Here is a 12,467-nt window from a genome sequence, read left to right as displayed (position 1 = left end):
GGTCACTCCTTCTTCGATTTCTTGCTTTGCGGGCCGCGCGGCTGAGGCACCGGCTCCGCGTTCGTCACATCGGAATCGTCATCGTCATGGTCGGCATCGTCCGCCGCCGGCGCCGATCCCCGGCGCAGGGATTCGCGGATCAGCTCGTCGGTCAGGACGAGATGGGCCTCGCCCAGATCCGCCAGAGGCAGATGCACGATCCGCTCTTCGCCCTCTTTCACGTCCGGCAGCTCGACCGCCGCCATTCCGTCCGTCACGCCTCGGAGAAAGCCCCGGAAGCGCTTGCGGCCGTTGAGGGGCACGGCCAGCTCGATCTTCGCCTCGTGTCCCGTCCACCGCTCGAAATCGCTGCCGCGCACGAGGGGGCGGTCGATCCCAGGGGACGAGACTTCGAGATAATACTCCCGATCGATGGGATCTTCGAGGTCCAGCACCGGCGAAACCGCCCGGCTGATCGTCTCGCATTCGTCCACCGACATGGTGCCGTCCGGCCGCTCGGCCATGATCTGCACCGTGCAGCCATTGGTGCCGGTCACCCGGACCCGCACCAGGTTGAAGCCCAGATCCTCGATCACCGGCTCGACGATCGCCGCGACCCGGGCGGCTACGCCGGATTCTGTCACCAGACGCTTGTCACGGTCATTCGCCATGGGCTTCGTGCATTCTCTCGCAATTCACTTCGCCCCGGCTGCGACCAATAAAAAAGAGCGGACCCGGCGGGGCCCACTCCCGAACAGCAGTTTACACTGCAACCAGAGCTGACAGGGCAAAACATAGCGATTCCCCGGGCGGGATGCAAGAACCGTTCTGCGGCACAGGTTTTTCAGATCCGCACGATCCGCAAATAACTCGGCACGCGCCCCTCGCGGATGGCCTTGGCCTCGTAGCGGGTTCCGGGCCAGCCGTCATAGGGCTTGCGCCAGTCGTCGGGGCCCGTCGCGGTCCACCGGAAGTGCGGGGACCGCAGGATCCGGGCGAGGACCCAGCCGATATAGTTGTCGATGTCGCTGGCGAAGCGCAGTTCGGCGCCCGGCTTCATCACGCGGGCCAAGGCGCTCAGGGTCTCGTCGGAGACCAGGCGGCGCTTGCGCTGCCGTCGCTTCGGCCAGGGATCGGGATAGAGGATATAGACCCGGTCGAGGCAGGCGTCGGGCAGGTGGGGAAGGAGATCGGTGACGTCCTCGTCCCAGATCCTGACATTGCCGAGCTTTTCCTGGTCGACCACAGCGAGGAGCTTCGCCATGCCGTTCACGAAGGGCTCGCAGCCGATGAAGTTCACATCGGGGCGGGACCGGGCCTGGGCGGCGAGGTGCTCGCCACCGCCGAAGCCGATTTCAAGCCAGGTCTCCCGGCCTCCGGATTCTGGACCTGCGGTTTCCTGGCCCCCGATTTCCTGGCTCCCGATTTCCTGGCTCCCGATTTCCTGGCCCCTAGGGGAAAACAGCGCATCCGGCGCGACGCCGGGCGTGACGCGCAAGGCGGGCAGGAGGGTCCGGACCAGATCGTCCTGACCGGCGCGCAGCCTCTTTCCCTTCCGGCGCCCGAAGAAGGCGCCGGCCCGTTCGGAGGCGGCGGCCATGGCGATCAGACGAGCGCGGACTTGAGGGCGTCGGCGAGGTCGGTCCGCTCCCAGGAGAAGCCGCCGTCCGCGTCGGGCCTGCGGCCGAAATGGCCATAGGCGGAGGTGCGGGCATAGATCGGCTTGTTGAGGCTGAGGTGCGTGCGGATGCCGCGGGGGGAGAGGTCCATCGCGTCCATGAGCACGGATTCGAGCTTGCCCTCGTCGACCTTGCCCGTGTCATGCAGGTCGACATAGATCGACAGGGGCTTTGCGACGCCGATGGCGTAGGAGAGCTGCAGGGTGCAACGGTCGGCGAGACCGGCTGCGACGACGTTCTTCGCCAGATAGCGCGCGGCATAGGCCGCCGACCGGTCGACCTTGGTCGGATCCTTGCCGGAGAAGGCGCCGCCGCCATGGGGCGCCGCGCCGCCATAGGTGTCGACGATGATCTTGCGGCCGGTGAGGCCGCAATCGCCGTCCGGGCCGCCGATCACGAACTTGCCCGTCGGGTTCACGTGCCAGACCGTGTCTGCGGAAACCCAGCCGGCGGGGAGGGTCTTGCGGATATAGGGCTCGACGATCTCGCGCACGTCGTCGGAGGACAGGTTCTCGTCCAGGTGCTGGGTCGAGAGCACGATCTGCGTCACGCCGACCGGCCGGCCGTTCTCGTACTTGACGGTGACCTGGCTCTTGGCATCCGGTCCGAGGACGGCGGCGCCGTTGGCCTTTGCCTTGCGCGCCCGGGTCAGGTCTTCGAGGATCTTGTGGGCATAGAAGATCGGCGCCGGCATGAGCTCGGGCGTTTCGTTGCAGGCATAGCCGAACATGATGCCCTGGTCGCCCGCGCCCTCGTCCTTGTTGCCGGCGGCATCGACGCCCTGGGCGATGTGAGCCGACTGGGCATGGAGGTAGACGGAAACGTCCGCGTTCTTCCAGTGGAAGCCTTCCTGCTCGTAGCCGATATCCTTGATCGCCTCGCGGGTGAGCTCGATCACGCGATCCTTGGTGATGGATTCGGGACCGCGCACCTCGCCTGCGATGACGACCCGGTTGGTCGTCGCCAGCGTCTCGCAGGCCACGCGGGCTTCCGGCTCGGCGGAGAGATAGGCATCGACCACGGAATCCGAAATGCGGTCGCAGACCTTGTCCGGATGACCCTCGGAAACCGATTCGCTGGTGAAAAGATAGCTTGACCGCCGCACGACCGTCGCCCCTTTGCGGATGGATAAACCGCCTACAGCCGTAGGCTCTTGAGCATGGTCATGCCGCAGAGCCACGGAAAGGTCAAGCGAACGCGTTCGTTAGGAAGAACGCTCCTCGTCGTCCTGGGTGGCGAGCACCGAGACGAGCTGCACGATGCTTTTCCGGATCTTGGCGTTCTTGATCGCCGTGAAGGTGCGGATGAGCTGCAGGCCTTCCGGAGTCGACATCACCTCGGAGATGTAGGGCGAGCCTTCCCCCTCCGCGAAACCCGAATCCGCCTTGCCGCTCTTGATGCCGTTGAAGAAGAAATGAATGTCGACCCCAAGAATTTTGGCAATGTCGACAAGACGACCGACGCTGATGCGGTTGGTGCCTTTTTCGTATTTCTGCACCTGCTGAAAGGTGAGGCCGAGCATGTCGCCGAGCTTCTCCTGGCTCATGCCGACCGAAATACGGCGCATGCGTACCCTGCTTCCGATTTCCTTATCGATGGAGCCGGTCGACTTCTTCATCAGCACATGCTTCCTTGCAAAATTCGCTACGGCAATAAGGTCATTCAGAACGGCCGAAACCGCCGATGATGCGCAATCGACGCCATTAAGCAGATGAGAAGCATGGCAGTCAAAACAAACATGCCGAAACGCGCATGGAACGGAGGCGCAATGGCCACGGGCAGATCGGAATCCATGGCCCCTTCCGCTCCGAGGCCCAGGCTGTTCACCACGCGCCCGTAAGGATCGATCACCGCCGATATGCCCGTGTTGGCGGCGCGCACGAGAGGCAGGCCCTCCTCGACCGTGCGGAGGCGGGCCTGCGCAAAGTGCTGATACGGTCCCGGCGTATGGCCGAACCAGGCATCGTTGGTCACGTTGAGGATCAGCGCCGGGCGCGGTCCCTCGGGCAGGACCTCGCCGGGAAAGATCGCCTCGTAGCAGATTGTCGCAGCCACCGGCGGCAGTCCCGGCACGGCGAGGTTCCTCCGCACCGGGCTCGGCTCGAATCCGCCCGGAATCTGGACGAACTGGCGGAGCCCGACCGCCTTGATCACGGCATTGAGGAATGCCGGCACGTATTCCCCGAACGGCACCAGGTGGACCTTGTCGTAGGAGCCGAGGATCGTGCCGCGGTCGTCGACCACCTGGATGGCGTTGAAGAACTTGCCCACCGCTTCTCCCGGGAGGGGATCGTCCATGCGGGCGGCCCCGGTGATGAGATGCGTCCCCGGTGCCAGAAGCTCCGCGATCTGGTTGAGCTCCGCCGGGCTGCGGTGCAGCAGGAAGGGAAAGGCCGATTCCGGCCAGATGACGTGCGTCGGCGGCGCGGTGCCCGCAATGCCCAGGGCCTGGCTGGCGCTGAGGGTCAGGTAGCGCCGCATGATCGCCTGCCGGTTGCCGGGATGAAACTTGGCATCCTGCGGCAGGTTGGGCTGCATCAGGCGCAGATGCACGTCGGGGACCGTCGCGACCGCGGCCGTCGGAACCCGCCACAGGCCGAACCCCGCCAAAGCGAGGAAGAGTCCCGCGGCGAGGACGGGCGCCGTCCAGCGCTCACGGGACGACCGGCCCGTGCCGAGAAGGGCAGGGGCCGCGCCGATTCCGATGGCGAGGACGGTCAGTCCATAGAGACCGAACAGGGATGCGCCCTGCATGAGCCAGAGATTCTGGCCGAGCGCCATGCCCAGCGTATTCCAGGGAAACCCGGTGAAGAGATGGCCGCGCAGCCACTCGCTGACCGTCAGGCCGAAGACGAAGGCGAGAATTCGCGGAGCCCCCGGCATCCACAGGGCGCGGGCGAGCGCGAAGCCGAAGGCGGGGAAGAAGGCGAGCAGGGCCGGCAGTCCGAGGACGCCGAAGGGCAGCGCCCAGGCGAACTGGTCCGCCTCCACCAGAAAGGCTGCGCCGAGCCACCACAGGCCGGCAACGAAATAGCCGAAGCCCCAGAACCATCCGGTCATCGCGGCTGCCTTCAGGGTCCCGGAGGGGGACTCGCGGGCCGAGCCGTCGAGAAGCCAGATCGCCGGCGTCAGGGACAGGACGAGGGCCGGGAAGAAGCCGAAGGGCGGCATGGCGAGCGCCCCGACGGCCCCGGCCGCCACGGCCATGAGACCGCGCCGCCACCCTCTGGCGCGTTGCATGAAAAGGGGAATCCGGTGTTCCGCAACCGGCGATGCGTCGCTTGATAGAGGCAGCATCCGATGAATTCCAAGAGGGAAGGCCGCTTTCGGGCCCGGTGCTCCTGCGAAGACGACGCGGCGCGCCGGCGCCGTCATTCGGCCGCCGTGCTTTCGGGTGGAAGCACCCCGTTCGCCGCGTCGAGCGGTGCCGGGCTGCGGCGATGGATGCGCAGCCGCTTCACGCGGCGGGGATCGGCGTCGAGCACCTCGAATTCCAGATTCTCCGGTCCCACGATCAGCTCGTTGCGGGACGGAACCCGGCCGGCGAGGGTCACGATGAAGCCGCCGATCGTGTCGATGTCCTCTGCGCCCTCCTCCTCGGTCAGGTCGACGCCCAGCGTCTCCTTGACCTCGTCGAGGCTGGCGCGGGCATCGGCGATGAAGGTGCCGTCGGAACTCGCCACCACCGCGACCGCGGCCGCGTCGTCGTGCTCGTCCTCGATGTCGCCCACGACCATCTCGACCAGATCCTCGATCGAGACCAGGCCGTCGGTGCCACCATATTCGTCGATGACCAGGGCCATGTGGGTACGGGTCGCCTGCATGCGCACCAGGAGGTCGATGGCGGGCATGGAGCGCGGCACGAACAGGACCGGGCGCAGGATCTGGGCGGAAGCGAGGGTCATGGAGAAATCGACTTGCCCCAGGCTCGGGCCGGGCGGCGGATTGCCGTCCTCATCCTCCTTGGGCCGGCCGTTGCCGGTATCGGCCCGCATGGCGATGAAGTCGAGGAAATCGCGGATATGGACCATGCCCTTCGGGTCGTCGAGGGTCTCGCCATAGACCGGCAAACGGGAATGGCCGGCGGTCCGGAAGAGGTTGAGCAGGTCGCCGAGGCTGGTATCGGCGGAAACCGCCACGATGTCGGCCCGCGGCACCATCACGTCGTCGACGCGTATGCGGTGGAAGCCCAGCACGTTTTTCAGCATCGCCCTCTCCTGGGGCGAGAAATCCGTGTCCTGGACAGTCTCCGCGAGGGCATCCTCGAGATCGTGGCGGATGGAATCGCGGGGTTTCAGGCCGAGCCGGGTCAGAACCCGGTCGTACCAGTGGTCGCGCAGCCCATCGTGGTCCGGAGGGGTCCAGACGGGGCGGTCGCTACGACTTCGATCTTCGTTCATTGTCTCTTGAGTTTCAGCATGAACCTGCGGGCTCACGCTGCCATATCGCGATAGGGATCGGCGATGCCAAGGGTGGCGAGCGCCTTCACCTCCAGAGCCTCCATGACCTCCGCCTCCTCCTCGACCTCGTGATCGTAGCCGAGGAGATGGAGAACGCCATGGACGACCAAATGGGCAAAGTGGTCCGAAAGGGACTTGGATTCCTCCTCCGCCTCGCGAACCAATGTCTCATAGGCTAATGCAATATCGCCAAGATGGCGAGGGCCTTCGAAGCCGGGCTGCTCCGGCGCCGGGAAGGACAGCACGTTGGTGGCCTTGTCCTTGCCCCGCCATTGCCGGTTCAGCTCGCGGATGCTGGCGTCGTCGGTGAGCATCACGCTGACCTCGACATCCTCGTCCGCGCCTTCGGCCACGGCGGCCGCTGCCTCGGCGGCGCGCTGCGCAAGGGCCTCCGCGTCCTCGAGGCCGCCCCAGTCGCCTGCTTCGACCATGGTGTCGAGGACGATCACGGCCGGCGGTCCTGGTCCTTGCGGAGCTGATCCCTGCGGGCATCGGCGTCATAGGCGGTGACGATGCGGCGCACGAGGTCGTGGCGCACCACGTCCTGCTCCTTGAAGGTGACCCGCGCGATGCCCTCGACACCGTCGAGGATCCGCACGGCTTCGATCAACCCCGACTTCTGGCCGGGCGGCAGGTCGATCTGGGTCGGGTCGCCGTTGATGATCATGCGCGAACCCTCGCCGAGGCGGGTCAGGAACATCTTCATCTGCATGGTGGTGGTGTTCTGGGCCTCGTCGAGAAGCACCACCGCGTTGGTGAGCGTGCGCCCGCGCATGAACGCGAGCGGCGCGATCTCGATCATGCCGGTCTGGAGGCCCCTGTCCACGTGCCGCGCCTCCATGAAATCGTAGAGCGCGTCGTAGATCGGGCGGAGATAGGGATCGACCTTTTCACGCATGTCGCCGGGCAGGAAGCCGAGCCGCTCCCCTGCCTCGACCGCTGGCCGCGACAGGATCAGGCGGTCCGCCTGGCCCTGTTCCAGCAGGGAAACCGCATAGCCGACCGCGAGCCAGGTCTTGCCCGTGCCGGCGGGACCTTCCGCAAAGACGAGCTCATGCTGCTTCAGGGCCTTGATATACGCGTTCTGCGCGGCGTTGCGGGCCCGGACCGGGCCGCGCTTGCGGGTGGCGATCTGGTCGAAGGCGGTCACGCCCGGCAGGGCCGGCTCCTCCTCGGCCGGGAAGAGACTGCCCTGCAGGGTGCTCTCCTCGATGGCGCCGTCGACGTCGCCGGGCGCAAGCGTCACGCCCTGGCGGGCCCGCTCGTAGAGGCCCTCGAGGACACGGCGCGCCAGCTCGGAGCCCTCCGGCGTGCCCTTGACGGTGACCCGGTTGCCATTGGCGATGGCGACGACGTTCAGCCGGCGTTCGAGATGGGCGAGATTCTGGTCGTATTGCCCGAAGACGAGGCTGGCGAGGCGGTTGTCTTCGAAGGTGAGGATGATTTCGGCCTCTTCCTCGACGCCGGGATGCAGAGTGGCGGGATTGCGGCCCTTCTGCGCTCGTGCGGTCACGTTGTCCGCTTGCCTCAAATGGCTCTCCTCATGCTCCGGAACGGCGTGCGACACGGATCGTCGCAGATCGTCCCCTCAAAGTCTTCCCCGCCGCGCCGCCCTTTCGGCGAATCCGCATTCCGCCGGTCAGGCGGCCGCCCGGTCTCCGGGACGGATCCATTCCCCGAACAGGCTGTTCGATCCGGCCCGCACGATCCGGACCGTCACGATCTCGCCGATCCGATGAGCGTCGCTCTCGAAATGGACCGGCTGCAGGTAGGGGGACTTGCCCGCCATCTGCCCCGCATGGCGGCCCGGCTTCTCGAGGAGAACGTCGAGAGTCTGGCCGACGGTTCCGTGATTGAAAGCCTGTCTTTGGGTTTCCAACAGGTTTTGCAGGCGGGCCAGCCGCTCCGCCTTCACCGGCTCGGGAACCTGCTGCGCGATCTCCGCCGCGGGAGTGCCGGGGCGCGGGCTGTACTTGAAGGAGAAGGAGCTGGCAAAGCCCATATCGGCCACGAGCCGCATGGTGTCCTCGAAATCCGCATCCGTCTCGCCCGGGAAGCCGACGATGAAGTCCGAGGACAGGGCCAGGTTGGGCCGGACCTTGCGGATGCGGTCGATCAGGCGGCGGTACTCGTCGCCCGTATGCCTGCGGTTCATGGCCTCGAGGATCCGGTCGGAGCCCGACTGTACCGGCAGATGCAGGTAGGGCATCAGCGCCGGCAGGTCGCCATGGGCGGCAATCAGCTCCTCGTCCATATCGCGGGGATGGCTGGTGGTGTAGCGCAGCCGGGCGATGCCCGGCACGTCGGCGAGGCGATGCAGCAGGCGGCCCAGGGACCAGGTTTTCCCGTCCGGGCCCTCGCCGTGATAGGCGTTCACGTTCTGGCCGATCAGGGTGATCTCCCTGACCCCCGCCTCCGCGAGGCGGACGGCCTCGTCGAGGATCCTGGCCACCGGCCGCGAGACCTCGGCGCCGCGGGTATAGGGGACCACGCAGAACGTGCAGAACTTGTCGCAGCCCTCCTGGATCGTCAGGAAGGCCGAGACCCCGCGGCTCACGGTCTTCGCGCGGCTCGGCTGGGGCAGATGGTCGAACTTGTCCTCGATGGGGAAATCCGTATCGACGACGCGCCCGGTGCGCGCCTTCTTCAAAAGCTCCGGCAGGTGATGATAGCTTTGCGGCCCCACCACCACGTCCACTACGGAAGCCCGGTTCAGGATCTCGCGGCCCTCGGCCTGGGCGACGCAGCCGGCGACGACGACCTTGGTCTCCTGGCCCTGGCCAGCGCGCTCCTGTTTGAGTTCGCGGACCCGGCCGAGCTCGGAATAGACTTTCTCCGCCGCCTTCTCGCGGATATGGCAGGTGTTGAGGATGACGAGGTCCGCCTCCTCCATGGCCGCGGTTTCGCTGTAGCCTTCCGTTGCGAGAACATCCGCCATGCGCTCGGCGTCATAGACGTTCATCTGGCAGCCGTAGGATTTGACGAAGACTTTTTTCACGCTGGACCGGCCTGTGCTTGGGATCGAGGAGAAGACGGAGCGTCCTTTTACGGCTTTTGGAATGACAAGAGAATAGCGGCTCTTTCGCGCTCCTGTCATTCGAGTCGCCACCGTCGTTCCGGGGCCGCGCAGCGGAGCCCGGAACCCATAGCCACCAGCCTTGATAAAGAACTACGGCAGCCACGGCGCCCCATGCTGGACCATCAGCGCCTATGGGTTCCGGGCCCAGCTCTTCGAGCTGGCCCGGAATGACGGTGGAGGTTCGGACGACGGCGACCCCGGTCATTCCGCCTTCAGCGCAGCCCGCACCGAAGCCTCCGCGGCGGCGGTCGCTTCCTTGCGGTTGCCGTTGAAGGGGATCGGCTCGCCCCAGGTTACGGTCACGTCGAGGGGATGGCCCTCGATGAAGAGCCTCAGGTGCGGCGCCAGCTCCATGTCGCCATACCAGGCGATGAAGGGCCGCTCGCGCCGGGTCACGGGAAGGCCGTTGCGTCGCGTATAGCGAATGGCAAGCGGCTGCAGAAAAACCTTCTCGACGCTGTCGTGCATCAGGGCGGTCTGCGCCGCGCCCACCAGTGACGAGCGGAACGGCAGCAGGCGGGTCCCGTCGCCCGTCGTGCCTTCGGCGAAGAGCACGATGATCTCGCCCTTCACGAGGCGGTGGGCGAGGGCGTCGTTGACCTCCGCCGTCGCCTTTTTGCGCTGGCGATCGATGAAGACGGAACGCTGCAGCCTCGCGAAGAGCCCGACCACCGGCCAGCCCTCGATTTCGGATTTGGCGATGAAGGAGAGCGGGTGCAGGGACCCGATCACCGGAATGTCGAGCCACGAGACGTGATTCGCCACGACCAGGGTCGGCGCCTCCCCCGGCGGCTGGCCGCGCTCAACCACCCGGACGCCGAAGAGGCCGAGCAGCGTCCGGTGGAACCAGACGGGGACGTCGTGCAGGACCGGCCAGTTCCAGCGCAGGGCGAGCATCTGCAGCGGAATGAGCGCGAGGGTCAGCAGACCGAGGAGCAGAAGCCTCGCATAACCGCCTACGCGTCTCACGCCTCGTCCTTGTCCAGCGGGACGGCGTAGAGCTCGAGCCGGTGATAGACCAGCCTGTACCCGAGTTTCCGGGCAATCTCGGTCTGCAGGGCCTCGATCTCGTCCGAATGGAACTCGATCACGGCTCCGGTCTCGAGATTGATGAGGTGGTCGTGGTGCTCCCGCGCCGCCTGCTCGTAGCGGGAGCGCCCGCCGCGGAAGTCGCGCCGTTCGATGATCCCCTCGTGCTCCAGGAGCTTCACCGTCCGGTACACGGTGGAGAGGGAGATGCGATCGTCCACCTCGGCCGCGCGCCGGTGCAGCTCGACCACGTCCGGATGGTCGGCGGCATCGTCCAGGATGCGGGCGATGATCCGGCGCTGGCCGGTCATGCGCAGCCCCTTCTCGCGGCAGGCCCGCTCGATCGGGTCGGACCGCCGGATTCGTGCCGATTTGCTGTTCCGTTCCGCCAAGATTGCCCTCCTGGAGTTGCTTATAGGGGACCCAGCCAGTCGGGGCTATAGGTCGAGGGCCATGGTCAGCGCCGTCACCCGCGAGCCGTCTTCCTTAAGGTAATATCCCGGCCGCCGACCGGTCTCGCGGAAACCGTGGCGGCGATAGAGTGCGAGCGCCGCCTGGTTGCCGTCCTCGACTTCCAGATGAATCCGGCGCACGCCCCGGTGCGAGAGGCCGTCGAGATGGGCATCGAGGAGCGGGCGGGAATAACCCTTGCCGCGCTCCCCCGGCGCGATGGCGACCGTGAGGATCTCCGCTTCGTCCAGAACGATTCGCGACAGGACGAATCCGGAGGGCTGCGCGGAACGGCCGGTGAAAAGGCCATCGGCGACATGGGACCGCTCAGCCAGGAGCCGTGCGAAGTCGAGGCTGCTCCAGGGCCTCGCGAAGGCGGTCGCGTGGATGGCGGCGAGACGGGCGGCCGTCTCCGTCCCGATGGGAGCGATCCGGAAGCCGGAGGGCTTCATGAAGCGGTCGAGGAGGCTCATCGCCGGGCGATTCGCGCCCCGTCCTGCGGCTTGGCGTCGGGCTCGCGGAGATAGAGCGGCTTGGGCAGGGCCTGAGCGGGATCGGCCATGGCGCCGATCCGGGCGACCCAGGCGATGTCCGGGCCCGGCGAATCGTCGATGGCGATCACCTCCACCCCCTGTGCCCGGGCCTCCGCGGCGAGCGCCGACGCGGCGGTGCCCGCGACGAGGATCGGCCCGGAGCCGAGGAGCCGCACGGCCTCCCGGTAGCCCATGACGCCCGGGGGAATGATGGCGCGCCCGCCGGCGCCGATGGCCTGGATGTACATCTGCCCGTGCTTGGCATCGATGGCGGCCGTGAACAGCCCGCGCCGTTCTCCGGTCATGAGCGGCGCGAGATAGGCGGAGAGCGTCGCGACCCCGACCACCGGGATGCCGGCGGCGAGCCCGATCGCCCGCGCCGCGGCGATGCCGACCCGCAGGCCCGTATAGCTGCCGGGGCCGACCGTGACGGCGACCCGGCTCAGGGTGCCGAAGCCGCCATCCACCTGGGAGACCACCCGGTCGATCAGGGGCAGCAGGGCTTCCGCGTGGCCGCGCTCCATGGGGATGGTCTCGCGGACGAGCGGCTCCGAGGCCCCGGTCTCGTAAAGACAGGCCGAGCAGGCGCTGAGCGCGGTATCGATAGCAAGGATGCGCAACCTTCGTCTCCGTCTGATCCCGTCTCTTTAGAGCAAGACCATGACGGGAGGGAATGGGTTTTCGGCGGCGACGCCGTCCCAATGCGGTTCCGCCGCCATTCCGGGACGGCGCGGAGCGACGGGGGTCGAAGACAGGGATCCGCGGTGACCGCTGCGTCTTTCCCATCAAGCTCGGCGTTGACTTGTTTCCCCGCTCCCCTCTCCTCATCCCTGCAGGGCGATCCCGCCATAGCCGATGAGCTCCGCGAAGATGGCGGCGGTGACGCCGAGGGCCACGAGGACGAGGCCGATCACGAAGATGCGGATCGCGCGCTCGTAGGATGCCAGGATGAGGGACTTGACCGACAGCAGGTCGACCAGGGACTTGATCTGCAGCACGATGCCGAGCGTGATCGCGAAGACCGCAAAGACGTCGGACCTGGCCCACTCCCCGGGAAGCCCGCCCCAGCGGCTGAGAAATCCCAGCGAGAAACCGACCATGACGCTGATGGCGGTGATCGAACCGCTGCGGAAGATGGCCTCGATCCTCGGCGGGTGGACAGGCGCGTCGGGTGTCTTGTCGACCATGATGGGAACTGCCTCTTGCTCGACATGTCCCGACGACGGGCCGGTCCTTCGGACAGGCCCGCACACGGCTG

The 12,467-nt window shown here is 66.8% G+C and carries 14 protein-coding genes; all 14 read right to left on the bottom strand.

Annotated features, from left to right (window positions below; all coding sequences use genetic code 11):
• Nucleotides 1-2 precede the first annotated feature (2 nt).
• The 14 genes from rimP to AC522E_RS20065 all read right to left on the bottom strand — a co-directional run bounded on the left by rimP (nt 3) and on the right by AC522E_RS20065 (nt 12,396).
• Nucleotides 3-650, bottom strand: coding sequence for a ribosome maturation factor RimP (gene rimP / locus AC522E_RS20130; protein ID WP_500747999.1), 648 nt, complete (start codon nt 648-650; stop codon nt 3-5).
• A gap of 173 nt (nt 651-823) precedes the next feature.
• A complete protein-coding gene (gene trmB / locus AC522E_RS20125; RefSeq protein ID WP_500747998.1) occupies nt 824-1,579 on the bottom strand; it encodes a tRNA (guanine(46)-N(7))-methyltransferase TrmB in 756 nt (251 codons plus the stop codon).
• A 5-nt stretch (nt 1,580-1,584) separates the two neighbouring features.
• Nucleotides 1,585-2,763 (bottom strand): methionine adenosyltransferase, encoded by a 1,179-nt coding sequence (metK, locus tag AC522E_RS20120; protein WP_500747997.1) that lies wholly within the window; start codon nt 2,761-2,763, stop codon nt 1,585-1,587.
• Between the two features lie 99 nt (nt 2,764-2,862).
• Complete coding sequence (locus AC522E_RS20115) at nt 2,863-3,276, bottom strand: helix-turn-helix domain-containing protein (protein WP_500747996.1); 414 nt, start codon at nt 3,274-3,276, stop codon at nt 2,863-2,865.
• Between the two features lie 44 nt (nt 3,277-3,320).
• Complete coding sequence (gene lnt / locus AC522E_RS20110) at nt 3,321-5,033, bottom strand: apolipoprotein N-acyltransferase (RefSeq protein WP_500747995.1); 1,713 nt, start codon at nt 5,031-5,033, stop codon at nt 3,321-3,323.
• Entirely contained in the window at nt 5,030-6,058 is a 1,029-nt protein-coding gene (locus AC522E_RS20105; protein ID WP_500747994.1) for a hemolysin family protein, read from the bottom strand. Before AC522E_RS20105 ends, lnt begins: the two co-directional genes overlap by 4 nt.
• Before the next feature lie 32 nt (nt 6,059-6,090).
• Nucleotides 6,091-6,567: an rRNA maturation RNase YbeY gene (ybeY, locus tag AC522E_RS20100; RefSeq protein WP_500747993.1), complete on the bottom strand. Its 477-nt coding sequence runs from the start codon at nt 6,565-6,567 to the stop codon at nt 6,091-6,093.
• Nucleotides 6,564-7,649, bottom strand: a complete 1,086-nt coding sequence (locus AC522E_RS20095) for a PhoH family protein (RefSeq protein ID WP_500747992.1) — start codon at nt 7,647-7,649, stop codon at nt 6,564-6,566. Before AC522E_RS20095 ends, ybeY begins: the two co-directional genes overlap by 4 nt.
• A 108-nt stretch (nt 7,650-7,757) precedes the next feature.
• Complete coding sequence (gene miaB / locus AC522E_RS20090) at nt 7,758-9,116, bottom strand: tRNA (N6-isopentenyl adenosine(37)-C2)-methylthiotransferase MiaB (protein ID WP_500747991.1); 1,359 nt, start codon at nt 9,114-9,116, stop codon at nt 7,758-7,760.
• A 282-nt stretch (nt 9,117-9,398) separates the two neighbouring features.
• Nucleotides 9,399-10,166 carry a lyso-ornithine lipid O-acyltransferase gene (olsA, locus tag AC522E_RS20085; protein ID WP_500747990.1) on the bottom strand — a complete coding sequence of 256 codons (768 nt, stop codon included), beginning with the start codon at nt 10,164-10,166 and terminating at the stop codon, nt 9,399-9,401.
• The gene (locus AC522E_RS20080; protein ID WP_500747989.1) at nt 10,163-10,618 is read right to left on the bottom strand and encodes a Fur family transcriptional regulator; all 456 of its coding nucleotides are present in this window, start codon (nt 10,616-10,618) and stop codon (nt 10,163-10,165) included. The genes olsA and AC522E_RS20080 overlap by 4 nt, the downstream gene beginning before the upstream one ends.
• Before the next feature lie 45 nt (nt 10,619-10,663).
• Nucleotides 10,664-11,149 (bottom strand): GNAT family N-acetyltransferase, encoded by a 486-nt coding sequence (locus AC522E_RS20075; RefSeq protein ID WP_500747988.1) that lies wholly within the window; start codon nt 11,147-11,149, stop codon nt 10,664-10,666.
• On the bottom strand, nt 11,146-11,829 hold the full coding sequence (tsaB, locus tag AC522E_RS20070) for a tRNA (adenosine(37)-N6)-threonylcarbamoyltransferase complex dimerization subunit type 1 TsaB (RefSeq protein ID WP_500747987.1): 684 nt from the start codon (nt 11,827-11,829) through the stop codon (nt 11,146-11,148). The genes AC522E_RS20075 and tsaB overlap by 4 nt, the downstream gene beginning before the upstream one ends.
• A 204-nt stretch (nt 11,830-12,033) precedes the next feature.
• Nucleotides 12,034-12,396: a hypothetical protein gene (locus AC522E_RS20065; RefSeq protein ID WP_500747986.1), complete on the bottom strand. Its 363-nt coding sequence runs from the start codon at nt 12,394-12,396 to the stop codon at nt 12,034-12,036.
• Between the last annotated feature and the right edge of the window lie 71 nt (nt 12,397-12,467).

This window comes from Microvirga sp. BF8, from assembly GCF_059888585.1.
This window is presented reverse-complemented; position numbering and strand designations above follow the sequence as displayed.

Bases quoted from the DNA above. Each gene is read 5' to 3' on its own strand.
- AC522E_RS20105 (WP_500747994.1), bottom strand. From the start codon at position 6,058: ATGAACGAAGATCGAAGTCGTAGCGACCGCCCCGTCTGGACCCCTCCG.
- lnt (WP_500747995.1), bottom strand. From the start codon at position 5,033: ATGACGGCGCCGGCGCGCCGCGTCGTCTTCGCAGGAGCACCGGGCCCG.
- AC522E_RS20065 (WP_500747986.1), bottom strand. From the start codon at position 12,396: ATGGTCGACAAGACACCCGACGCGCCTGTCCACCCGCCGAGGATCGAG.
- AC522E_RS20075 (WP_500747988.1), bottom strand. From the start codon at position 11,149: ATGAGCCTCCTCGACCGCTTCATGAAGCCCTCCGGCTTCCGGATCGCT.
- trmB (WP_500747998.1), bottom strand. From the start codon at position 1,579: ATGGCCGCCGCCTCCGAACGGGCCGGCGCCTTCTTCGGGCGCCGGAAG.
- AC522E_RS20115 (WP_500747996.1), bottom strand. From the start codon at position 3,276: ATGAAGAAGTCGACCGGCTCCATCGATAAGGAAATCGGAAGCAGGGTA.
- rimP (WP_500747999.1), bottom strand. From the start codon at position 650: ATGGCGAATGACCGTGACAAGCGTCTGGTGACAGAATCCGGCGTAGCC.